Genomic DNA, 24,341 nt, shown 5'->3' on the forward strand with positions numbered 1-24,341 from the left:
CAGACGATTTGGGAGGAGCAGACCGATGGCGGTTTAAGTGCTAGAGCTTTTAACGCCGGCGTAGCGAGCGGAGAGGTTATCCGCCGCCGCTCGGCGACACGGGGAGATCAACTTGGCGGTTCGTATTTATTCACTCGCGAAAGAACTGAAGGTCGACAGCAAAGAGCTGGTCGATCTCTGTACGCAAATTGGCATCACCGGCAAGGGATCGGCGCTCGCCAGCTTGTCTGAAGACGAAGTCGTCAAGATTCAGGATTACTTCAAGGGCTCCGGTCCCAAGGCTTCTGCCAAGGGGGGCGCTGCCGCGCCTCCGCCGCCAGAGCGACCGCGCCAGATGGGCAACGCCGGCGGCAGAATGCCGGTGATCGTTACCCAGAAACCATCGGGCCCGCTCTCCAGCTTGCGAAAGCTGCGCGACGAAGAGCAACCAACGGAAGTCGAGGCGGAAGCCGCGCAGGAGCTCGATTCGGCGCTGGCCGCCGAGGCGCCGGTGGCCGAAGAGACCGCCGCCGCGCCTCCGGCTCCGGCGGCTCCTTCGGCGCCTGCCGAACCAGAACCTCCTCGTTCTCACGGGCCGCTCGCTGGCGTGATGCGCCGCGACGATTACGTGGGCCCGGGCAACATGTCGGGCAAGCCGCCCGTCTTCGAAGAACCGAAGTCCGGCAATCGCGGCGGCAGCGGCGGCAAGCCCGCAGGTTCGCCGCCGCCGAAAGCGCGGCCGGCGATCAAGCTCGCGCCGATGCCGGCCGTCGAACCGCCGAAGCCGCTGCGCGGCAAAGCGGGCGGCGAACAGGTGATGAAGCCCGATATGAAGCTGCCGGCCGACGCGATGCGCGCCGGCAAAAGCGGCAGCAAGCCATTGGCGGCCCACCTGCGCCGGCACGAAGACGCCGTCGACGCCGCGAAAAAGGCGAAGGCGCTGGAGGAAGAAAATGCCAAGGCTGCCAAGCGCGGCGGTCGCGGCAAACCGATGATCGGCGGCAAAGAGGGCGAAGGCGGCCCACTGCTCGGCGGTCGCGAGGAGCGCCAACTGGCACGGCGTCGCACGACGCGGCCCGGCGACGAAGATCGCCCCATGCGCGGCCCGCGCCGCGCTCGGCCGAAGCGTCGCAGCGGCGTCAGTTCCACCGTACCGCGTAAGGAACGGATCAGCATTCAGCTGCCGTGCACCGTCCGCGAGCTCTCGGCGGCGGCGGGCGTGCCTGGCGTCGACATTTTACGGATCCTGATGAGCGAGGGGGCCATGGCGACCCTCAACACTCAGATGGACCCCGACATGACCGAGCTTATCGCCGCGGAGCTGGGGATCGTCATCGACTTCAAGGCGCCCAAGAGCCTGGAAGATGAGTTCCTCGATGAAATCCGCAGCATGGTCGACCCGGAGGAGTCGCTCGTCGCACGGCCGCCGGTGATCACGTTCCTCGGTCACGTCGACCATGGCAAGACGTCGCTGATCGACAAGATTATCGGCATGAACGTCGTTGGCGGCGAAAGCGGCGGCATTACGCAGCATATTCGCGCTTATCAGGTCGATCGCAACGGCAAGCGCATCTCGTTCGTCGATACGCCGGGCCACGAGGCCTTCACCGAAATGCGAGCGCGCGGGGCTAACGTCACCGATATCGCCGTGATCGTCGTCGCGGCCGACGACGGAGTCATGCCGCAAACCGAAGAGGCGATCAGCCACGCTCGCGCCGCCGAAGTGCCGATCGTGATCGCGCTCAACAAGACTGATCTGCCGGGCATCGACTTCGACAAGATCTATCAGCAGCTCGCCACCAACGATCTTCTCCCGAGCGAGTGGGGCGGCGACGTCGAAGTGGTGAAGACGAGCGCCACCACCGGCGCCGGCATCGAGAACCTGCTCGACACGCTCCTCACCGTGGCTGAATTGCACGAATACAAGGCCAATCCCGATCGCGAGGCCCTGGGGACCTGCCTGGAAGCTCAGCAAATGGCCGACCGCGGCGTCATGGCGAAGGTCATGGTGCAGAACGGCACATTGCACGTCGGCGACGTCGTCGTCTGCGGCGACGCTTTTGGTCGCGTGAAGAGCATGGACGATACGCTGAATTCCAAGCTTCGTCACGAAGAAGCGCTCCCGAGCATGCCGGTAAACATTTGGGGACTCGACGTCGCCCCGGCGGCCGGCGAACACTTCTATGTGCTGGACGACATTGGTTTGGCTCGTGAAATCGCCGAAGCTCGCGCCAAACGCGTCCGCTCAGAGTTCTTGAGCGGCGTCGCTCCGACGCATGTCACGCTCGAAAACCTCTTCGACCGCCTGGAAGGCGCCGTCGACGTTTCGACGCTGAACATCATTCTGCGGGCCGATACCCGCGGTTCGATCGAAGCGATTCGGAAGGAACTCGGCAAGCTCGAACATCCCGAAGTAAAGCTGCGAATCCTGCAAGCGATGGTCGGCGGCGTCACCGAAGCCGACGTCACGCTGGCCGACGCTTCGGATGCGATCGTCATCGGCTTCAACGTCGTGCCGGACGAGCGGGCGAAGTCGGCGGCGGAACAGCGCGGAGTGCAGATTCGCCGCTACGAGGTGATTTACAAGATCGCCGACGACTTAAAGCAGTCGCTCGAAGGGATGCTCAAGCCCGAGGAGCGCGAAGTCGATCTGGGCCGGGCGCTGGTGCAGCAGGTCTACAAGATCAGCCGCGTCGGCGCGATCGCCGGCTGCCGCGTGTTGGGAGGGATCATCGCCCGCGACGCCCGCGTGCGGATCATCCGCGACAGCACGGTCGTCGGCGACTATGCGATTGATACGCTCAAGCGGGAGAAGGATGACGCCAAAGAGGTCCGCGAAGGCCTGGAGTGCGGCATCAAGATCGCCGGCTTTAACGACGTCAAGGAAGGCGACTTGCTGGAGGCTTATCGCATCGAGGAGATCGGGCGCAAGTTCGACAGCTGACGTTGCTTGGTTTGAATTGAACCACGACGACACGACGATCACGACGAATAACAAGAATTAGAAATTCAAGCTTGTCGGCGTCACGATCCAAGCTATTTACTCGCTGGGTCTTCCTCGTTGCGTCCGTCGTGCCGTTGTGGTGAATCCTTTCGCTACTTGAATATTTTTGATTTCCAGACGATCGCCATGAGTTCACGACGCGTCCTGAAAGCTGCCGAAGCGATACGTGAAGTCGTCGGGATGGCGATCCTCGCTGACTTGCGCGATCCCCGGATCGCGGGGGTGACCGTAACGAAGGTCGAGGTTTCGCCCGACATGCGGCAGGCCAAGGTCTACGTCTCGATCATGGGAGACGAAGCCGCTCAGAACCTCTGCTTGCATGGTTTGCAGAGTTCGGCCGGCTATCTCCAGCAGAAGATCGCCAAGCGGATCGACACCCGGTACACCCCGCGAATCACGTTCCTACTGGACATGGGGGTCAAAAAGTCGATCGCCATCGCCCGGCTGCTGGAAAACGTACTTCCGGAGGAATTGGAACAACCGGCAGACGAGGAACCTGACGAAGATTCGCGGGAGTAACGGCGCCGCTCGCAAGGGCGCCGTCGGCGAAAAGTCGACCGAGTTACGCCCCAAGCCCGCCCCCATGCAGACTTTACGAGAGATAATTACACAACCCAATTGATAGACCTCGGCCGCCGCGTTCAGGAGGAACCGCGGCCGCCCACTGTCGTCGACGCCAACTGAGACAATTCGCCCATGGCCAGCAAGAATCGCGCAGCACTCATCACCAAGGTGCTCAAGGTCGTCAAGAAGCACTACAAGCCGGTCGCTCCGCCGAAGGAGCGTTCGCTGCTGCAGAATCTGCTTTTCGCTTGCTGCCTGGAGAATTCGCTCCATGAGGCGGCCGAGAAGGTGTTTCACTCGCTGTCGACTGACTATTTTGACTGGAACGAAGTACGCGTCAGCACGATACGCGAGTTGTCCGACGTGCTCAAACCGCTGAACGATCCCACCGAGTCGGCCACGCGGCTGAAGCGCGTGCTGCAAAGCGTGTTCGAAACGCACTATTCGTTCGACCTCGAACCGCTGAAGAAGCAGAACATCGGCGTCGCGGTGAAGACGCTGGAAAAGTACAACGGCAGCACGTCCTTCATCGTCGCCTACGTCACGCAGCAGTCGCTCGGCGGGCATTCGATTCCGGTAAATCAGGGCCTCTTGGAATCGATGCGGATCGTCGGCGTGGTGACCGACGCCGAAGCCGCCAAGGGCGCCGTTCCTGGCCTGGAGCGGACCGTTCCGAAGAACAAGGGCGTCGAGACCGGCTCGCTGCTGCACCAGTTGGGCGTTGAAATGCACCGCAGCCCCTACGGCCCGACGATCCGCAAGTTGCTGCTCGAGATCGAACCTGACTGCAAAGACCACTTGCCCAAGCGCGCGAAGGCCGAGGAACCGGCTCCGCCTGCTCCCGCTCCCGTGAAGGCGGCCGCGCCGCCAGCGCCTCCGGCGGCAAAGAAGCCGACGAAGAAAGAGGAGCCAGCCGCCAAGCCCGCGGCGACGAAAAAGCCCGAAAAGAAGCCGGAAAAGAAGGCGCCCCCCGCGAAGAAGCCCGCTGCCAAGCCGGCTCCCCCGGCCAAGAAGAAGCCGGCGGCGGCCACCAAGAAGTTAGTGAAAAAGAAGCCTCGCTAGCGCGACGGCGGATGCTAGTTGCTGGATGCTCGATGCTCGTCGTTTGATTGAGTGCATGGAAGCTTCTAGTCGCCGGCATCGAGCAACCAGCATCCAGCCTCACACTCCCCTCTCGACGCTGATTCGATTCTCATGGCAGGCCATTCCCATTGGGCGAACATCGCCCACAAAAAGTCGGTCATCGACAACAAGCGCGGCAAGCTGTGGAGCAAGCTCTCCAAGGCGCTCATCGTGGCGGCAAAGGAAGGGGGCGGCGATCCCGCGACCAACCTGAAGCTCCGCTACGCGATCACCGACGCCAAGGCGGGCAACATGCCCAAGGACACGATCGAGCGCTCGATCAAAAAGGGGACCGGCGAGCTTGAGGGGGGGAATCTCGAGCAGGTGCTGTACGAAGGCTACGGCCCCGCAGGCGTGGCCGTTCTCTGCGAGATCTTTACCGACAACCGCAATCGCACAGCTCCTGAAGTTCGCAAGATCTTCGAGGTTGCCGGCGGGAAGCTTGGCGCGACGGGCTGCGTCGCCTGGATGTTTGACCGTAAAACGCTGGTCCGCGTCGCCAAAGACAAGATCGGCGAAGACGCCTTGATGGAGCTCGCCATCGAAGCGGGCGCCGACGACGTGCGGACGGAAGGCGACGTTTTTGAAGTGATCGCCGAGCCCGACGCGTTCGCAACGGTGTGCGCCGCCCTAGAGGCCGCGAACGTGCCGACCGAAGGGAGCGAAATCACGCGCATCCCGAAAGACACGGTCGACATTGGCAGCGACGACGCCCGACGCGTGCTGAAGATGATGACGGCGCTCGACGATCACGACGACGTGCAGAGCGTATCGGCGAATTTTAATATTCCCGATGACGTGATGGCAGAACTGGCGGATGCGTAAGGCTGCCGGCTGCTAGATGCTAGATGCTAGATGCTAGATGCTAGAGAATGGCCGATCTATCAAGCATTGAGTAACTGACATCCATCAGTCCTCCGCCCCTAACTTCCCCACATGCTTAATTGCCGGCCAGTATTTCTGGAAGTCGAAGTCGGGGCTGTTGTCGAGGTCGTGGCAACGCATGCAGTTTTTCACGACCTGCCCTTCCTCGAAGACCTGCCCGTCCTTATTTCCCTCGTTGGCCACAATGTTCATACGCAATGCGGCGCGAAGGGCTTCCTTTTCCTGATCAGTCGCATCGACCTCGCCGTTCTCGACGCGCACGTGGTCGGCCGCCGGGCCGTGGCAGTTTTCGCAGCCGTTTTGCAGCATCTCCGGCGTTTCGGTGAGACCAAGATAGCCCGATTTGTAGGGGAAGTACTCCTCTGGTCGCCAGCCGGTGACGTGGCAGGCGAGACACTCGGGATCGAAATGCCGCGGCGGGTCGAGCTTCACCAGCGTGTCGGTCGCGTGCGCATGGGGCGACTTCTTAAACACCTCCGAGGCGGCGGTGTGGCAGTCCGCGCAGGCTGAGGAGCCCGCGAACTCCCCGTCCGGATGCGCCACGGGCTTCAGCCCGAGCCCGGCTAGCGTCATCGTTTCGAGCTCGCTTTGGTAGGCGACGAGCTTCTCCTTCATCGCCGTCCCTTCGACGAAGCGCGCATCGAGCGGCACGCGCTGATAACGGATCGGCGTCTTCGGATCGGCGTAAAAGCCGAGGACAATGACGTACATCCCTTTGTGTCCCGCCTCGACCAGCAGCGATTTGCTGCCGGGAATCGCTTTCGGCGTCTTTGGCGGTTCTTCCGCCCCGCCGGTCGTGGCCACGATTTGGAACTGCGGGAACTGCAGCGCCAGCGCCGTCGCTTCGGCAGGATCTCCGTGAACCATCAGCACCTGCAGGTCGCACTTTTCCGCGGCCAATAGCGGCGCCACCTGCGCCAAGCCAGCCGCCGCGCTGATAACCGCGATATCGCCGCGCCCCGCAAGCGCCGCTTGATCCTTGGCGCCAAGGACCGACGTCACGCCGATCCGCTTGCCCCCCGCCTCGATGATGCGGAAGCGGTCGGTCATCCCCATCTCGACCGACTCCTCGAGACCGTAGATGCCGACGTTAGCCGAGACGACGGGATTCTTCGCCGGATCGATGTTCATGAGGGCGCCCGAGACCGCGTCGATGTTGCCGAGCCCCAGTTCCCGTCCTCCCAGCGCGATGGCTTGATATCCCAGGTCGACGAGCGATTCGAGAGCGTAGCGGTACTTGATTTCGCTCTGCACGCCGAGCCGCTTGACCAACCCGCCCATGTCGAGATTCACCATCGGCCAGCCCTTGGCCTTGAGGTCCTTGAGCAGCGTCTCGCGCCGCTTGAGTCCCCCCATCTGATTCTCCAGCCCCGCGCAGCCGCACGGTTCCAGGTAACCGTCCAGTTCGCCTGAGATCACCAGCGCGAACTCCGGCTTGGGCCAACCGACGAAGATCTCGCCGTTGGCCTTAATCGGATCGATCTTCGGCTTGGCGGCCGGATCGGCGGCGTTGCCTCCGATTGCTAGCAGGCCAAGCGCGGCCAGGGCGATTGCCGCAAGCGTAGGAATTCTCATGGTGTCAATCGCCAGGGGAGTAACCGTCGTCGGCGCCGAAACCACTATCGTACAAGTTGCCGCGCGACGGGGCCACCGCGTTTCAGCCGGACCGCAGGCTGGCAAGGGACCCTAGGGCTTCACGACAAACGCCACCTTCAGCCGCACTTCGGGCGTCTGCGGATGGGTCGTCGAGAGGACAATCTCCCCCTCGCCCCCTTGGTCTTCGCCCATCATCACGATCGGCCGCGAGCCGGGCGGAATATCGACGGTCAGCGGGATCTGCACGAAGTTATCCCGAATCACCTTTGGCTCGCCGAGCGAGGCCTTCAGTTCGTTGGGCGTCACGCTGGCTACCTTGAGCTCGGTCGACTTGGCGTGCTCGCCGCGCAGCGACACGTTCAGCCGACTCGACGAGCCATCGGCGCTCTTGGCGGGACTGATTCGCAGCGTGCCGGTTGCGTCCACCCATCCTGGACCGGCGATCGAAATATCGCCTTTCACCGCCCCGTACACCGGCACTTCGAGACTGGACGCGCGCTTCAGATTCGTCTTCATCTTCAGTGATCCGGCAAACGGGCCGATTGTTCCCTTCGGCTTAAAAGTCGCCACGACCTTCGCCGCCGCAAGCGCCTTGTCCGGCAGCGCGGACTTTTCGACCGGCTCGATCGTCACCTCCGTTTGCTCCGCGACTTTGGCGTCGGTGACCTCGAATGATTCGATCGTCACTTCCGGTTCAAAAAAGGATACGACGAGCATTTCCGCTTTCCCCTCGGCACCGACGTTGACATTGCCGAAGTTAAGCAGCGACGGTTGCAGCGTCGTCGACTCGACGATGTCCCCTTCGACCGTCAGTTCCAAACGTGAGCGCTCAGGATCGTTGGTGGTAAAGGTCGCGCCATGCCGAAAAGGGCCGGCCGGCACTTTGGCGGCCCACTCGAGCAGCACCTTCGCCGCTTCGCTTGGCGGCACGGTAGCGCTTGCGCCGGGCTCGACCGACTTGCCATTCAGCTCCACGGTGGTGCATTTGCAGGTGTGCGAAACGAACTCAAGGTCGAGCGGCGACTTCCCCCCGTTCTTGATCTCGAACGTATGCTGCTGGGTCGTGCCGCTCTCCATCTTGTCGAAGTTGAACGTCGTCTCGTCGATCGACGCCTGAGCGGCGGTGGCGGGGGGCTGCGCTTCCGCTTCGCCCGTCATTCGCAGACCCCTTGATGGCGACCTTGCCGCCGCGCACGGTCCAAGGCTTCGCTTCCCAGTAGCCGACGGCGGCGCCGGCGGCGACGCCAATGGTCGCGGCGGCGAGTAACCAGACGAGTGTCGTTTTCATGGCTAGGATCTACGTAGAAGACATTCAACACAGAGAGCACAGAGATCACAGAGAATAGAATTCACGTGACTTCGACTGTAATTGGTTTTCTCTGTGTCCTCTGTGCTCTCTGTGTTAAAGCATTTGCATTTCCAACGAACTTTTATTCTAGGCCTGAAATTGGCCAAGCGTCAATTTTACCGCCGGACGCGCGGCAGCAGTTCCCGACAACGAGTGAAGAACGCCTGGAAATCGTCGCGGCGGTAGTCGGGATAGGTCCACTCGAACGGCTGCCAGCCCCCTTTGCGGTACGACAGCGTCACCTCGGCGTAGATGCCTTCGGCGATGTAGATGCGGTGGGCGTGGTCTTTGGTCGAGGCGAGGACCAGCTTCGCGAGGGTGATGTAGCCGGGGTCGAGGTTCAGCGGCCGCGGCTCGGGGTGGAGTTCGAGACCGGCGTACTCAGCTTCGAGAAAGTTCGTCTGCCGTTTGATCGCCGGCAGGTTGCCCGGATCGACGAGCTGCTCGAAGACCCAAAACTGCTTCTTGAGCTCGACGCCCATCTCGGCGTCGTAGTAATTGGTTTCGGTGAAGTCGAACGCAGGGCTAACGGCAGCGGCGGGGCCATATTCGGTCTCGCACTCGCGGAGGCCCCACAGAAGGGCTTCCTCGTAACGGCTGCTGGCCGCGACGAGCAGTTGGACTGGCAGCGGTTCGTGAATGTCGCCCATGTGATGGAGGCCGGGGCCCGGACCGCGTGGCGGTCCGGCTATTTAGGGAAGCGAACGAGTAGCGCCTCGCTTTATCGTACCAGCGCGCTGCGCTCCCCCACTAGCCGGAGGGCCACGCCCTCCGGGCCGATGGAGTCTTCATCCCTAACGATGAAACCCCTTCGCCAAGCTCCACTTCCACCCCGAATGCTTCGGCAAGTAAACCGTCATCAAGTAATCGAAATGCTCTCGATCACGCACCCGCTTCCGACTCCCACCCTCACTGAGCCATGTGCGCTGCTTTATTGCCGCATTCAAGCCACGGCTGATCGAGCCGTTGACCAACCCGCGCATCGGCACGACGTTTCGCTCATCGCGCCAGGCGAGTAACGCATGGATGTGCGTTGGGTCAGTGGCGATGTAGTGAAGCTCGAAACGCTGTGGCGTTTGTGATTTGATGAGACTTTCGATGATGCAGCGCTGGTGTTCCGAAGAGAAGTTGACGATCTCTTCGGTCATTGCCTTCGCTTAGAGACCATGCTTCTGCAAGTCTTGCTGCAAGATGCCTTGATGGCGTTTCACATAGCCTTGCTTGCGGTCCGGCGTCCAACTGCCGTAGGCGTGGTAGGTGAAGAGGCAGCAGGGCATCACTGGATCCTGCGGGGCGCCGCCCGGACCGCGTGGCGGTCCGGCTATTGCGCGACATTTAAGGGGCTGAGCCCTATAGTGAACTTAGGTTCACTATAGCAATGCAAGTCGCAATTGCAAGTCAATTGCTAGCCTACCAGCCGGAGGGCCACCGCCCTCCGGAACGCCTCGCGGAGCGACCTTAGTAGCTCTTCGCGAACACGCCGCGCTTGGTGCTCGGCTTACCGGTGAAGATACACGTTCCCGCCTCCGATTCGCCGTCGAGCGGCACGCAGCGGACGGTGACCTTCAGCTCTTTGAGCTTCTCTTCGATTTCAGGCGAATCGACGAAGTGGCAGTACGCCAGGCCGCCGTGGATCTCGGGGTTGTCGGCATTCTTCGGCGTGAAGAACTTTTCGAACTCGGCGAGCGTGTCGATCTTCACCGTCGCTTCGTCACGGAGCTTGGCGGCGCGATCGAACAGGCCTTGCTGCATTTCGGCGAGCGTCTTGGCAATGCTGGCGACGAACTCCTCGGGCGTCGGCTTCGTTTCGTACTTCACACCATCGCGACGGGCTGGGAACAACTTCCCATCGGCAATGTCACGCGGGCCAATCTCCAAACGGATCGGCACGCCGCGCTTTACCCATTGCCACTTCTTGTCGCCGCCGCGGATGTCGCGATCGTCGATCCGCACGCGAACCGCTTCGCCCGCATACTGTTGAGAGCCGAGATCTTTCTTCAGCCCTTCGCAGAACGGCACGACCTTGGCGCGCTCTTCCGGCGTTTTGTAGATCGGCAGAATGATGACGTGCGCCGGGGCGAGCTTCGGCGGTAGCACGAGGCCGTCGTCGTCGGAGTGGGTCATGATGAGCCCGCCGATCAGCCGGGTCGACACGCCCCAGCTGGTGGTCCAGGCGTATTCGAGTTGGCCCGCTTCGCTTTGGAACTTGATCTCCTGGGCCTTCGCAAAGTTCTGTCCTAGGAAGTGGCTCGTCCCCGCTTGCAGCGCTTTGCGATCCTGCATCATTGCTTCGATGCTGTAGGTACTCACGGCGCCGGGAAAGCGTTCGCCCGAGGTTTTCTCGCCCTTGATGACCGGCATCGCCATCGAGCCTTCGGCGAACTCGGCGTACACGTCGAGCATCTGCCGCGTTTCGATCTGCGCTTCCTCAGCGGTGGCGTGGACGGTGTGCCCCTCCTGCCACAAGAACTCGGTGGTCCGCAGGAACATCCGCGTCCGCAGTTCCCAGCGGACGACGTTGGCCCACTGGTTGATGAGGATCGGCAGGTCGCGGTACGACTGCACCCACCGCGCGAACGTGGCGCCGATGATCGTTTCGCTTGTCGGCCGGACGATCAGCGGCTCTTCGAGTTCGGCCGAGGGCGCCGGGCGGAGGCCTCCTTTGCCGTTCGGCTCCAGCCGATGGTGCGTCACGACGGCGCATTCCTTGGCGAACCCTTCGACGTGCTCCGCCTCTTTTTCGAGGAAGCTCATCGGAATGAACAGCGGGAAGTAGGCGTTCTCGTGCCCGGTCGCCTTGAACATCGCGTCGAGGCGTCGCTGAATGTTCTCCCAGATCGCATAGCCCCACGGCTTGATCACCATGCAGCCGCGGACGTCGGAATTCTCGGCGAGATCGGCGCCCTTCACGACTTGCTGGTACCACTCCGGGTAGTTTTCGCTGCGGGTGGGAGTGATGGCGGTTTTACCGGACATGGCGGAGCGGTGGGTTCAGGCGTCGGGGTTCAGCGAGTAGCCGCGGGTCAACAACCCGCCGGAGCGAACTGGCGAAAGCGGGCCATTCTAAACGACTCGCCTCCCCTGCGGAATGCGACCGTAGGCTTGCTCTGATTCATGGGAAAGTCAACCGCAAAGGACGCCAAGAGCGCCAAGGAAGAAAAATGCGGAGGAACCGCCGATGAACGCTGATAAACGCAAATAAAGCCAGTGGCTTTCAACTGTTCCTCCCATCTGCGTCTATTTGCGTTCATCGGCGGTTTCTTTGATGTATTTCCTTGGCGCTCTTGGCGTCCCTGGCGGTTCAATTCTGAAGCGTCCACCAGCACGGCCCAAACCCACGGCGAATACGGCCGAGGCTGATTTTGGTATGATTGTCCTTCCCAAGATTCGCCCCCGCGGCTCGTTGAGCCGCGGCTACCTGAACCCCAACACCTGAACCCCGAACCCTCCGCAATGCCTGATCGTCGCTTCGTCAGCCAACTCGCCCATAACGAACCAGTGCAGCAAGTTTTTCTCGCCTCCGAGAAGCTGCTGCGGCCGAACAAGAACGGCAACCTCTATCTGCAGGTCGATCTGAGCGACCGGAGCGGGTCGATCAACACCCGCATGTGGAACGCCAGCGAGGACGACTACAAGGCGTTCGAGAACGGCGACTTCGTGGTGGTCGACGGCGCGACGCAGTTGTTCCAGGGGACCATGCAGCTGATCGCCAACCGCATCCGCCGGGCGCGGCCCGACGAGGTGTGCGAGGCCGATTTCATGACGCTGCAGTCGGCCGACGTCGATCGGATGCGAGCCCGGCTGGTGGAGATCCTTGCCAAGATCCAAACGCCGCCGCTGCAACGGCTCGTCAAGGCGTTCGTCGACGACCAATCGTTCATGGACAAGTTCTGTCTGGCCCCGGCCGGCATGAAGAACCACCACGCCTACAAGAGCGGCTTGCTCGAGCATGTGGTGAGCCTCATGGAGCTGGTGCTGGTCGTGGCCCCGCGCTATCCGCAGCTCGACGGCGACAAGCTGCTGGTCGGCGCCTTCCTGCACGACGCGGCCAAAGTCGACGAGCTGAGCTACGAACGCGACATCGCCTACACCGACGAAGGCCAGATGCTCGGCCACATGATCATGGCGATCACGATGGTCGACGACAAAGTCCGCGAAGCGATCCGCAAAGACGGGATGCCGATGCCGGAGAAGCTGATCACCGAAATCAAGCACATGATCGTGAGCCACCACGGCGAGTACGAGTATGGCAGTTCGAAGCTGCCGATGACGCTCGAAGCGGTGGCGCTGCACCATCTCGACAACCTCGACGCGAAGCTGGCGAGCTTTACGCAACTGATCAAAGACTGCCCGAACGCGGATAGTCCTTGGACGCAGTACTTCACGCAGATCGGGCGGAAGCTCTACAAGGGAGCGATATAACCACCCAAGCGAGCCGGGGCGTCCCGCCCCCGGCGCATCAAAAGAAAAACCAACCACGAAGACACCAAGGCACGAAGGACGCACCAAGGACAAGACAATCTGAAACCGCAGATGAACGCCGATATGTAATTTATTGATCGGCACTCATCCGCGTTCATTTGCGGTTCCGTAATTCTCTTTTCTTCTTCGTGTCATCTTCGTGCCTTAGTGCCTTCGTGGTTCCTCTCAAGAACAAGCGACCATGCAACATCTCCGCGAAGAAATCCTTTCGATCGTCAATCACGCCGACTACAAGGCGATGAAGCCGAAGCTGATCACCAAGCGGCTCGGGCTTACGGGCGACGAGGCGGAGACGGTGCGCAAGACCGTCAAGAAGATGGTCCGCGAGGGGCTCGTGGCGTACGGCTCGAACCACATGGTGTTGCCGGTGGCCGGAGGGGGGAAGGCGGAAGGGGGACGGGGGAAGGCTCCGGCACACGACGCGACCACGAGCTCAGAAGAACTCCCCACGCCGTTGGAACCATTTAGCCCGCTCACGACAGGGGCGGTCGACGAAGCCGGCGATCAGTCGGAACCTAAACCCAAGAAGAAAAAACCGAAGGGCGACCCTGATCACATCGTCGGCGCCTTCCGCCGCATGGAGGCCGGCTTTGGCTTCGTTCGTCCCGAGGGAACGCAGCGCGTGGAAGGTCGCGATGCCGATATCTTCATCCCCGCCAACGCCGCCGGCGACGCGGCCAGCGGCGATACGGTGAGCGTCAAGATCAGCCAGCGCGGCCGCGGCGGCAAGCTTGAAGGGCGGATCATTGACGTCGTCGACCGCGCTACCAATCGCTTTGTCGGCACCTATTTCGAGCAAGGCGGCATGGGAATGGTGCAGATCGACGGCAAGCTCTTCACGCAGCCGATCTACGTCGGCGACCCTGGCGCCAAGGGAGTGCAGCACGACGACAAAGTCGTCATCGAGATGGTCCGCTTCCCCTCGCACGTCCACGACGGCGAAGGGGTGATCATCGAGGTGCTCGGCAACCGCGGCCTGCCGGGGGTCGACACGCTGTCGATCATGCACGAGTACAGCCTGCCGGGGCCGTTCGCCGAGGACGCGCTCGAAGACGCGCGCCTCCAGGCGGAGAAGTTCGACGAATCGATCGGCACGGAGAGTTCCGGATTGCATCGGCAGGACATCACCGGCGAGACGATCATCACGATCGACCCCGTGACGGCCCGCGACTTCGACGACGCCATCTCGCTCACGCGCGCCGACAACGGTCACTGGCTGCTCGGCGTCCACATCGCCGACGTGTCGCACTTCGTCCAGCCGAAGACGGCCCTTGATCGCGAAGCGAAAGACCGTGCCACCAGCGTCTACTTGCCCGATCGCGTGATCCCGATGCTGCCGGAGATCATCTCCAACAACCTGGCGAGCTTGCAGCCTGACCGGATTCGCTACGCGATCACGGCGCGCATCGAGTTCACCGCCGACGGCGTGCGGATTGGAACCGACGTGTTCAAGAGCGCGATCAAAAGCCGCCGGCGCTTCACGTATGAAGAGGTCGACGAATACCTCCTCGCCCGCGGCATGGTTAGCCGCGCGGCGCAGCCAAGCGCGAGCCCCACCGAAACGCCCTCCCCAAAAAAGCCAGCTCGCCCCGCAAAAACCAGCGCCAGCGTCTTCTCCAACCTCACCCCAGAAGTGGACGCCCTACTCGAACGGATGTTCGCGCTCGCGATGCAACTCCGCGAACGCCGCTTCCGCCGCGGGGCGCTCGAACTGAACCGTCCCGAACTAGAGATCGATCTCGACAAGGATGGCCGCGTCACCGGCGCCCACTTGGAGGTCAACACCGAGAGCCATCAGATCATCGAAGAATTCATGCTCGCCGCGAACGAAGCCGTGGCCGAGAAACTGTTCGACGCCGAGCTGATCTTCCTCCGCCGCGTCCACGGGGCGCCCGATCCGCGGAAACTCAAAGCCCTCACGGCGTTCGTCAGCGAGCTCGGCATCAAGACCGACAGCTTGGAAAGTCGCTTCGCGCTGCAGAAGCTACTCAAAGACATCGAGGGCGATCCGCGCGAACATGCCATCAACTACGCGACGCTCCGCTCGATGCAGCGAGCCGTTTACAGCCCCGAGGAAGAGGGACACTTTGCCCTGGCGAGCGACTGCTATTGCCACTTCACCTCGCCGATCCGCCGTTATCCCGACCTGACGATCCACCGACTGATCGACGAGCTGGCACAGGGCAAGAAGCCGCTGCAGAACCTGGAAACGCTGCTGATCCTGGGCGACCACTGCAGCGACCGCGAGCAGCGGGCGACCGAAGCCGAACGCGAATTGAACAAAGTGAAATTGCTCAACTACTTCGCCGACAAAATCGGCACGGAGATGAACGGCTACATCACTGGCGTCGAGAGTTTTGGACTGTTCGTCACCGGCTCCGACATCCCGGCTGAGGGTTTTATTCCGATCGCCGCCCTCACCGACGATTACTACCGGTTCGATCGCGCGGGCCACGTGGTCCATGGCCTACGGAGCGGCAATTCGTATCGACTGGGCGATCCAGTCCGCGTCGCGGTCGCGGCGGTCGACGTCGACCGACGACAACTCGACTTCCGCCTGCTCGGCCGCATCGGCAAATCAAACGTCCCCTCGCCGAGAACTCGCAGTCGCCGCAGTCCCGCCAGCCCTCACGACCCCGTAAAGCCCGGCAAGAAAAAGGGCCCTCGCAAAGGGGGCAAGCGTCGGAAGTAGGTCCGCCCCTGGCGACGTGCCCCGCGACCCGTAGAATACGGCTGCACTCGAGCAACGGTCTTGCGGTTCTGAACATCTGGCTGCGCTGTCGCAGCGAAGTCGAGTGAACAGCAGCGAGTTATTCACTCCGACGCATTTTACCAGTCACTGCGCAATCTCGATTCTTCCGCCCCGCGCGCAATTGGCGTACAACAATCGACACTCCCCTCCGCGGTAGCCGTACCTTCATGAACGACGAATCGGAACTCCTGCGAACGCCGCTTCATGGTTGGCACGTCGCCCACGGCGGACGAATGGTTGACTTCGCCGGCTGGTCGATGCCGGTGCAGTATACGTCCATTGTCGAAGAACATCAGGCGACGCGCAAGGCGGCCGGACTGTTCGATATCTCTCACATGGGCCGCCTGATCATCGACGGTCCCGACGCCCAGCGGTTCCTCGATTCGCTCCTCACGCGGCGAATCGATGACATGACCGCGGGGCAGGTCCGCTACTCCCTCGTCTGCAACGAAGCAGGCGGCGTGCTTGACGATATTCTCGTCTATCAGATTCAGCTGCCCGAAGGTGGACTCAGCGGCTACGGCCTGGTGGTGAACGCCAGCAATCGCAAGAAGATCGTCTCCTGGCTGAACCAGCGTCGCGGCGAGTTTGACGTCGGCATCGACGACAAGACCGCCGAGTATGCGATGATCTCGATCCAAGGTCCGAAGGCGATCGAGGTGCTGGACGCCGTTTGCGACCATGAGTTGACGTCGCTCCGTTATTTCTTTGGCGTCATGGCCCGCGTGGCCTCGTTTCGGTCTTTCGTTAGCCGCACGGGTTACACGGGCGAGGATGGTTGTGAGATCATCTGCGACGCCGCCGACGCCGGCATCATTTGGACGCGGCTGATCGAACGGGCCGAACCGCTCGGCGGCGGTCCCGTCGGACTAGCCGCACGAGACACGCTGCGGCTGGAAGCCGGCATGCCGCTCTACGGGCATGAGTTGTCAGAGCAAATCAACCCGGTCCAGGCCGACCTCAACTTTGCGATCAATCTCCGCGGGCGCGAGTTCGTCGGTCGCGAAGCGATTATCAAGGCCCAGAAGAACGACCAGCAATCAGTTCGCGTCGGTTTGCAACTCGAAGGAAAGCGCCCGGCCCGCGAAGGCGCGGTGATTCTCCATGGCGACGAGCCGGTCGGCGCCGTCACCAGCGGCACGTTTTCGCCGACGTTTGAACGGCCCATTGCGATGGGCTTCGTCAAACAAACGGCCGCCGCCCCCGGCACTCCGCTCGCCGTCGACATCCGCGGCCAACACCACCCCGCCCAAGTCGTCCCGCTGCCGTTTTATCAGCGCGGGAAGTAAGTAAAGAAGAAAGATTTCACGCAAAGGCGCGAAGGCGCTAAGAAAACAAGAACCTAAGCTTCCTGTCTTTTCTTTTGCGCCTTCGCGCCTTTGCGTGAGATACCTCCACCCAGCCACCTCGGGAGATTGCACAAGTGAAACCCGAAGATCTTCATTACGCCAAAACGCATGAATGGGTCTCTGTCGCCGAAGTCGCCGGCCAGAAGATCGCCACCGTCGGCATCTCGGCGTTCGCCGTCGAGGCCCTCACCGACCTCGTGTTCATCGAACTCCCCAAGGTTGGCGCCCAGGTCGAGGCCGAACAACCCTTCTGTGAAGTCGAATCGGTCAAGGCCGTCAGCGACGTCTACGCCCCCGTCACCGGCGAGGTGATCGAGGTCAACAAGACCCTGCCGGACAAGCTCGAGATCCTCGGCAGCGACCCCTACAACGAGGGCTGGATTGCCAAGATCCGCATCACCGACGAGTCGAACCTCGCCAACCTGCTCGACTTCACCGCGTACGAAAAGCAGTGCGCCGAAGAGGGACACTAAAAATACGAATGGGGAAGGCGGAATGGGGAATGGGGCAAATGAAGACCTCGCCCCAATAGCGCTATGCCCCCACGCCCCCCATTCCCCATTCAGCATTCCCCAGTTGGTTCCATGCCCTATCACTACAACACGCCCGAAGATCAGCGCGAAATGCTCGATGCCATTGGCGCCGCCAGCATCGACGAGCTCTTCGCACCCATTCCTGATGCCCTGCAGCTGAAGCGGCCGCTCAACTTGCCGCCGGCGCTATCGGAGATGGAGCTCGATCAGCACCTGCGGCAGCTCACCGCGCTGAACGACCATGCGGGAACGAAGGTTTGCTTCCTCGGCGGCGGCAGCTACGACCATTTCGTCCCGTCGGTCTGCGACGTCATCGGCTCGCGGAGCGAGTTCTACACCTCGTACACGCCGTACCAGGCGGAGGCGAGCCAGGGCAACTTGCAGGTGATGTTCGAGTACCAGTCACTGATCACGCGCCTGACCGGGCTCGACGTGGCCAACAGCAGCCTCTATGACGGCGCTAGCGCCGCGGCCGAAGCGGCGTTGATGGCCCTCCACGCCGGCGGCAATCGGACGAAAGTGATCGCGCCGTCGACGCTCCACCCCGAATACCGCCAAACGATTGCGACCTATTTCGAGAACATTGACGCCGAGCTGGTCACGCTCGATTGCCCCGCTGGCGTACTCGATGCCGACGCCCTCGCCGCGGCGATCGACGACCGCACCGCAGCCGTCATCCTACAACAGCCGAACTTCTTCGGCTGCATCGAAGACGCCGACCGCGTTGCCGCCGTGGCGAAAGGTGCGGGCGCCCTGCTGGTGGCAGTGTTCGATCCCATCAGCCTTGGCCTCCTCAAGCGCCCCGGCGATTACGGCGCCAACATCGCAGTCGCGGAGGGTCACACGCTTGGCACGCCGATGAGCTACGGCGGCCCTTATCTCGGCATCATGGCATGCGACAACTCGCTCGTCCGCCGCATGCCGGGCCGCATCGTCGGCGAGACGACCGACCGCCGCGGCAAGAAGTGCTACGTCCTCACGATGCAAACCCGCGAGCAGCACATCCGCCGCGACAAAGCGACGAGCAACGTCTGCACGAACCAAGCCCTGTTCGCCGTCCGCGCGAGCGTCTACCTCGCCCAAGCCGGCCCGCAAGGCCTCCGCGAAACGGCGAACCTCTGCCTGCAAAAGACCCGTTACCTGGCCGAGCAGCTCTGCCAGCACGATCGGTTCAGCCAGGCGTTCGACGCGCCGACGTTCAAGGAAGTCGTCATCCGCGACGCCGAGAACAACGTCGCTGGCCTGCTCCGTGACGCGCTCGACGCCGGCTACCTCGCCGGGTTGCCGCTCGGCCGCTGGTACCCAGAACTGAGCGACTGCTTCCTGGTGGCCGTCACCGAGAAACGGACGAAGGCCGATATTGATGCGCTGGTTAAATCACTCACCGCGAAGTCAGCACGCCAACCGGCTCACGTCTAGAAACAGCGAAGAAGATTAACCGCCAAGGACGCCAAGAGCGCCAAGAAATACAAAAGACAAAACAGGAACCGCTGATGAACGCAGATAAACGCTAATGAGAAACCAATTCATCGGCGTTTATCTGCGTTCATCGGCGGTTCCCCAGTCCCCCATTGGCGCTCTTGGCGTCCTTGGCGGTTCAAAAAAGAAGTAAAAAAACAGATGCGAAATACCCGCGATACGCAGCTCTTGTTCGACCTCTCCAAGCCAGGCCGCCGCGCCGCTCGCTTGCCGGCGTGCGACGTGCCGGAAACGGCGATTGAGGACCTCCTGCCGGCCAGCGCCGTCGCCGCCGCGCCCCCCGCGCTGCCGGAGGTGCCGGAACCGCAAATCATTCGGCACTACCTCAACTTGTCGACGCTCAACATGTCGGTCGACACCCATTTCTATCCGCTCGGCAGCTGTACGATGAAGTACAACCCCAAGCGGAACGAGCGGGCCGCCGCGATGCCGGGCTTTGCCGATCTCCATCCGCTGCAGCCGGCCGAGACGATTCAGGGGATGCTCCACGTCCTCTACGAGATGCAGCAATACCTGTCGGAGATTTCGGGCCTGCCGGCCTGCTCGCTGCAGCCCGCCGCCGGCGCCCAGGGCGAGTACGCCGCGCTGCTCGTGGCCGCCGCTTACTTCCGCGACATTGGTCAGGCTGCGCAGCGCAGGAAGGTTCTCGCTCCCGACAACGCTCACGGCACGAATCCGGCGAGCGCCGTGATGGCCGGCTTCAACACGATCACCGTGAAGACCCGCAGCAACGGCGGCGTCGACATGGAAGACTTCTACAAGAAGCTCGACGATAACATTGCCGTGTTCATGATCACCAACCCGAACACGGTCGGCATCTTCGAACCGAACATGCGGGAGATCGCCGATGCGGTCCATGCCAAGGGGGGGCTCGTTTACCTCGACGGCGCCAACATGAACGCCATCCTCGGCGTCACCCGCCCCGGCGACTTCGGCGCCGACATGCAGCACTACAATCCCCACAAGACCTTCAGCGGACCCCACGGCGGCGGCGGTCCCGGCGCGGGGCCGATCTGCGTGACGGAGGTGCTGGCGAAGTATCTGCCCTCGCCGATGGTGGTGAAGGAAGAGGAGTCGGGCGTCAGGGATCAGGAGTCAGCAGGAACTTCAAGCCTCGGACGTGATCTGACTCCTGACTCCCGACACCTGACTCCTAAGTACCGCCTCGACTACAACCGCCCTCACTCGATCGGCCGCGTCCGCTCCTTCTTCGGCAACGTCGGCGTCCTGCTCCGTGCCTATTGCTACATCCGCACGCACGGGCCCGATGGCCTCCGCCGCGTCAGCGAGAACGCCGTGCTCAACGCGAATTACCTGCTCAGCAAGGTGAAGCATATCTTGCCGGTGCCGCAGGGCGATCGCTGTATGCACGAGTTCGTCGCCAGCGGTTCGAAGCTCAAGGCCGAGCGCGGCGTCGCGGCGATGGACCTCGCCAAGCGATTGCTCGACTTCGGCTACCACGCTCCGACCGTCTACTTCCCGCTGACGGTCCCCGAAGCAATCATGGTCGAACCGACGGAAACCGAGAGCAAGGAAACGCTCGACGCCTTCGCCGAGACGCTGTTCCGCATCACCGGCGAAGACCCCGAGCTGCTCCACGAAGCGCCCCACACCACGGCGATCAGCCGCCCAGACGAAGTCCAAGCAGCCCGCAACCCCATGCTCTGCTGCCGGGTTGATTAAGAAAGGATTTCACGCAAAGGCGCGAAGGCGCAAAGGGGTGCATTTGGCCTCCTGCAATTCTTCTTTGCGCCTTCGCGCCTTTGCGTGAGATAAGTACAGCAGATGACGCCCTGCCGATTGATCGTCGATCCCCCCCTCGACGGCGCCTGGAACATGGGCTTCGACGAAGCTCTTTTGGAGCAGGCCGCCGACTTGGGCGTCGCGACGCTTCGCTTCTACCAGTGGCAGGAGCCGACGCTATCCCTCGGATACTTTCAGGCCTACGACGAGCGCGACACCCACGCGGAGAGCCGCCAGGCCGCAGTCGTGCGGCGGCAAAGCGGCGGCGGCGCCCTGATGCACGATCGCGAGCTGACCTACTCCATCTCCCTCCCGGCCGACCATCCCCTGGCTCGCCAGTCGCCCCAGCTGTACGATGTCGTCCACCGCTCGCTGATTAACTTGCTTGCCGAGGAAGGGATCACGGCCTCGCTCCATGGAGATTCAGCCGGAGCCAAGCCTGCGGCAGGCGAGTCGGCGGGAGGCGTCTCCGACGCCGATTTCGCGTCGCCCCCAAATCTACCCCAGCCCTTAGAGTCGAGTCGGGATCAGAGTCCCCTCCCCCAAGAAGAAAGAGTCGCCGTAGCCGACGAACCTTTCCTCTGCTTCGCCCGCCGCACCTCGGCCGACGTCGTGCTGCCCACCGCCGTCGCTGCCGAACTGCCCGTGAAAATTGTCGGCAGCGCCCAGCGTCGGCGCCGGGGCGCCGTTCTCCAGCATGGCTCGGTGCTGCTCGATCGGTCGCCCGCAGCTCCTGAACTTGCCGGCATCAAACAAATTTCGGGCAAGTCGATCTCGCCTCAATGGCTGGTGGATCACTGGTCGAATGTGCTCGCCGCTTGCCTGCAGCTCGAGTTCCACCGGAATCAGCCAAGACATGGCGAAGATGTAATGAAGCGCGCGGAGCAGTTGCGTATCGAGAAATACGCCGCTGCCGCCTGGACCCGGCGGCGGTAATTCGCATGGAGACCTCAACGTTTCCAGCCCGATACGTACCGTAGAGGCGGCTTTAGGGCCCTAGGGAACCAGCGGATACGGATGACAGCCAATCGCCAGCCGCGATGCGCGCAAGCCGATCTCCGTGCGGGTTGCCGCGGCAGTACGCGGAATAACTCCGACGGGGGGTTTGTGATTTAGAGACGAGCGGTACAATTCCCGCAGAGTTGGGTCTGGATTTTGCTGTACTGGGTACGGCGGCCGTGTTATTCTCGCAATCTGAGCCTGTGGGGGGCTCGATTGACTATGGACACGGCCTTCGGAGAGACAGACTCAGAGTTTTTTGGGTTGATCTCACTGCGACCAACGGCTTTGGAGCGCATCGATTGCGCTTAGGGACAGCAGCCTGCGCGGTGGGCGTGGAGCTTCGCGCTCGATGTCCCGCTACGGGCAGGCTTGAAATAGAGGCTCGGCCATGGACGTTAACCTTAAAGTGCTGGAAGGCGCGAAAGTCGGCGCGAAGATTGCCATCAAAAAGCCCGAATTCACCATCGGGCGCAGCCAGGCTTGCAGCCTGTGTGCCGGTAGCAGTGCCGTCAGTCGGCAGCATTGCATGATCAGCCGTGACGAGTCGAAGGTCACGATCCGCGACATGGGCAGCCGCAATGGCACGCTCGTCAACGGCAACAAGATCGAAGGAACGGTCGAGCTTGCCTCAGGCGACGAGATCACGGTCGGCCCGTTGAAGTTCCTGCTCACCATCACCAGCAGTCTGAACAGCGTCAAGAAGCCCGAAGTCAAAAGCGTCGCCGAAGCCGTGGTCCGCACCGCGACGACGCCGAGCGACAGCATCGGCGACGACGACATCAGCAAGTGGCTGCTGGGTCCGAATTCGGCCCTCAACGAAACGCAGACCATCCGCATCGACGACACGAACGCGATTCAGAAGATGCACGCCGCAGCCGCCGAAGCGGCCAGCGCCGAGGTCCAAGCAGCTGAGGCGGCCGAGTCGGAAAAGCCGACCGACCACTCGGGCAAACCCGCGAAGCCCGAGCCCGGCAAACTCCCCAAGGTTGCCGACAAGTCGGGCACAAAGGACAGCCGCGAAGCGGCCGTGGAGGCCCTCCGCGCCTGGAGCCGCCGCCGCTAAGAACCTTCGGCGACCTCCTGACGTACAATCAAAGCCACCGGCTCGACCGGTGGACGACTCGCCGAGAACCTTGGCGCTAGCTTCGTCCACCCGCCGAGCAGGTGGCTTTCAGTTTACTCCCGCCCACGCGATTCACCCTGCTCTACCGCCGATGGATATCCAACGCCAACCTCGCGCCCAGAAGCCCAAGGCCGCGTTACTCGGACTCGCCTTCGACGCCGACGACGGCCAGAAGCGAATCACGCGGGGTCCGAATTTTCTGCTCGCCGGCGGCTCCAAGGAGACCCACGGCATGCTGCAAGAGACGGCCATCAAGATCAACGAGCGTCTGACCAAAGCCGGCAAGCAGCTCGCCGACGTCTCGGTCAACGAGCTCCGCGATATCGTCGCCGATATTCAGCGCTGATTAACCTACTTGCGTCATTCTGAGCGCAGCCACGTATCTAGACGCTCGCTATCGACGCCAGATCCCGCGTTCCGCTCGGGATGACGGAGTTTCCTGGTCCGCTAAAACGCAGCAACGGCCGCCGACAATCGTCGGCGGCCGTTGCTGCATTAGCGATCTGCGGCAAATTCAATTAGAATCCCGCGGTCTCGAATTCCTCTTCCTGGCTCATCACGCCTTCGCCCATCACCTCGCCCTCGGCGGCAAGCATCGCCCGCCCGGCCGGAGAGAGTCGCACGTAGCCCAGCCCGCGAATCACTTCCAGCACTTCGCTGCAGGTCGGGAACATCCGGCCGTTCTTGCGCTTGTATTCGTCCATCGCGTTCATGAACTCGACTTCCTCAATCGAGTAGTCGCGTTCGCAAGTGGTCGGGTCGATCTGCCGGCGGCGCTGCACCTTGGCCCGACGTTCCAGTGCCGGCGCGGGGGCCGACTCCTCGTTGCGGCGGCGGTCGATCGTCACCATCTCGTCGCCGGCCTTCGTGCTCTTCCGCGAGGCCGAACGGGGAGTCGCGGCGGTGCGTTGCTTGGGAGCGGCGGCCGTCTTCGACGGGGCGGACTTGCGAGCGGCGACGGCGGGGGACTTCTTAGCAGCCATGGCGAGGTGTTCTCCGTTCGATGGGAAAGCCCGTGGCGGGCGGTCGGCGGGACGGCGGGCACGGTGTCCCTGACGCTAGCAGAGATCGGTCCACGGCGGCGAGAAAGTAGACCGACTAGGAAAAATAGCACACTTAAGGGGTCTTGCCGGCTTGATCGGCTGGTACGGATCAGCGAACCGCTCCGGCCCTGCGGCCGGATCGTCGGAAGGGTCGTTACAGGGTGTTTTGACGGCGCCCATTAACCGGTTCAGCCGGCGCTCAGATCGCCGGCCACCTCCGGGCCGACGTTTCACCCCGCCAGGATGGCCGGGCGATGGGAAGCGAGGTTGCGACGACCCGGGCCCGTCGCTACCATCCCCGCGCGACCAGACTGGCCGGCTCCATTGATTCCACCCG

General features: G+C 62.4%; 19 protein-coding genes. 13 read left to right on the top strand and 6 right to left on the bottom strand.

Going from position 1 to position 24,341, the window contains the following annotated elements; translation table 11 throughout:
- The first annotated feature begins 112 nt into the window (after positions 1–112).
- The 4 genes from infB to I41_RS22010 all read left to right on the top strand — a co-directional run bounded on the left by infB (position 113) and on the right by I41_RS22010 (position 5,494).
- Entirely contained in the window at positions 113–2,923 is a 2,811-nt protein-coding gene (infB, locus tag I41_RS21995) for a translation initiation factor IF-2 (RefSeq protein ID WP_145435050.1), read from the top strand.
- Between the two features lie 186 nt (positions 2,924–3,109).
- On the top strand, positions 3,110–3,502 hold the full coding sequence (gene rbfA / locus I41_RS22000; protein ID WP_145435051.1) for a 30S ribosome-binding factor RbfA: 393 nt from the start codon (positions 3,110–3,112) through the stop codon (positions 3,500–3,502).
- A 177-nt stretch (positions 3,503–3,679) separates the two neighbouring features.
- Positions 3,680–4,609 (top strand): hypothetical protein, encoded by a 930-nt coding sequence (locus I41_RS22005; RefSeq protein WP_145435052.1) that lies wholly within the window; start codon positions 3,680–3,682, stop codon positions 4,607–4,609.
- 132 nt (positions 4,610–4,741) lie between these two features.
- Positions 4,742–5,494 carry a YebC/PmpR family DNA-binding transcriptional regulator gene (locus I41_RS22010; protein WP_145435053.1) on the top strand — a complete coding sequence of 251 codons (753 nt, stop codon included), beginning with the start codon at positions 4,742–4,744 and terminating at the stop codon, positions 5,492–5,494.
- Positions 5,495–5,578: 84 nt separating this feature from the next.
- On the opposite strand, the gene I41_RS22015 is transcribed toward I41_RS22010, so the two are convergent.
- The 5 genes from I41_RS22015 to proS all read right to left on the bottom strand — a co-directional run bounded on the left by I41_RS22015 (position 5,579) and on the right by proS (position 11,474).
- On the bottom strand, positions 5,579–7,129 hold the full coding sequence (locus I41_RS22015) for a multiheme c-type cytochrome (protein ID WP_145435054.1): 1,551 nt from the start codon (positions 7,127–7,129) through the stop codon (positions 5,579–5,581).
- A 111-nt stretch (positions 7,130–7,240) separates the two neighbouring features.
- Complete coding sequence (locus I41_RS22020; protein ID WP_145435055.1) at positions 7,241–8,308, bottom strand: DUF1573 domain-containing protein; 1,068 nt, start codon at positions 8,306–8,308, stop codon at positions 7,241–7,243.
- Between the two features lie 306 nt (positions 8,309–8,614).
- On the bottom strand, positions 8,615–9,148 hold the full coding sequence (locus tag I41_RS22025) for a DUF4416 family protein (RefSeq protein WP_145435056.1): 534 nt from the start codon (positions 9,146–9,148) through the stop codon (positions 8,615–8,617).
- 144 nt (positions 9,149–9,292) lie between these two features.
- Positions 9,293–9,646, bottom strand: a complete 354-nt coding sequence (locus tag I41_RS22030; RefSeq protein ID WP_145435057.1) for a hypothetical protein — start codon at positions 9,644–9,646, stop codon at positions 9,293–9,295.
- Positions 9,647–9,956: 310 nt separating this feature from the next.
- Entirely contained in the window at positions 9,957–11,474 is a 1,518-nt protein-coding gene (proS, locus tag I41_RS22035) for a proline--tRNA ligase (RefSeq protein WP_145435058.1), read from the bottom strand.
- Positions 11,475–11,951: 477 nt separating this feature from the next.
- Between proS and I41_RS22040 the strand changes: the two genes are divergently transcribed.
- From I41_RS22040 to I41_RS22080, 9 genes are all read left to right on the top strand, one after another.
- Entirely contained in the window at positions 11,952–12,920 is a 969-nt protein-coding gene (locus tag I41_RS22040) for a 3'-5' exoribonuclease YhaM family protein (RefSeq protein ID WP_145435059.1), read from the top strand.
- A gap of 241 nt (positions 12,921–13,161) precedes the next feature.
- Complete coding sequence (locus I41_RS22045; RefSeq protein ID WP_246133727.1) at positions 13,162–15,672, top strand: ribonuclease R family protein; 2,511 nt, start codon at positions 13,162–13,164, stop codon at positions 15,670–15,672.
- A 227-nt stretch (positions 15,673–15,899) separates the two neighbouring features.
- Positions 15,900–17,021: a glycine cleavage system aminomethyltransferase GcvT gene (gcvT, locus tag I41_RS22050; protein ID WP_145435060.1), complete on the top strand. Its 1,122-nt coding sequence runs from the start codon at positions 15,900–15,902 to the stop codon at positions 17,019–17,021.
- A gap of 134 nt (positions 17,022–17,155) precedes the next feature.
- Entirely contained in the window at positions 17,156–17,554 is a 399-nt protein-coding gene (gene gcvH / locus I41_RS22055; protein ID WP_315852434.1) for a glycine cleavage system protein GcvH, read from the top strand.
- A 111-nt stretch (positions 17,555–17,665) separates the two neighbouring features.
- Positions 17,666–19,033: an aminomethyl-transferring glycine dehydrogenase subunit GcvPA gene (gcvPA, locus tag I41_RS22060; RefSeq protein ID WP_145435062.1), complete on the top strand. Its 1,368-nt coding sequence runs from the start codon at positions 17,666–17,668 to the stop codon at positions 19,031–19,033.
- A gap of 201 nt (positions 19,034–19,234) precedes the next feature.
- Positions 19,235–20,776, top strand: coding sequence for an aminomethyl-transferring glycine dehydrogenase subunit GcvPB (gene gcvPB / locus I41_RS22065; protein WP_145435063.1), 1,542 nt, complete (start codon positions 19,235–19,237; stop codon positions 20,774–20,776).
- A 102-nt stretch (positions 20,777–20,878) separates the two neighbouring features.
- Positions 20,879–21,772, top strand: coding sequence for a lipoate--protein ligase family protein (locus I41_RS27820; RefSeq protein ID WP_210421034.1), 894 nt, complete (start codon positions 20,879–20,881; stop codon positions 21,770–21,772).
- A gap of 454 nt (positions 21,773–22,226) precedes the next feature.
- Positions 22,227–22,901 carry an FHA domain-containing protein gene (locus I41_RS22075; protein ID WP_145435064.1) on the top strand — a complete coding sequence of 225 codons (675 nt, stop codon included), beginning with the start codon at positions 22,227–22,229 and terminating at the stop codon, positions 22,899–22,901.
- Between the two features lie 151 nt (positions 22,902–23,052).
- Positions 23,053–23,307, top strand: coding sequence for a hypothetical protein (locus I41_RS22080; RefSeq protein WP_145435065.1), 255 nt, complete (start codon positions 23,053–23,055; stop codon positions 23,305–23,307).
- Between the two features lie 172 nt (positions 23,308–23,479).
- Here the strand turns inward: I41_RS22080 and I41_RS22085 are convergent, their stop codons facing one another.
- Positions 23,480–23,944 carry a hypothetical protein gene (locus I41_RS22085; RefSeq protein ID WP_315852435.1) on the bottom strand — a complete coding sequence of 155 codons (465 nt, stop codon included), beginning with the start codon at positions 23,942–23,944 and terminating at the stop codon, positions 23,480–23,482.
- Positions 23,945–24,341: the final 397 nt, after the last annotated feature.

Origin of the sequence: Lacipirellula limnantheis, assembly GCF_007746075.1 — a bacterium.
GTDB lineage: Bacteria > Planctomycetota > Planctomycetia > Pirellulales > Lacipirellulaceae > Lacipirellula > Lacipirellula limnantheis.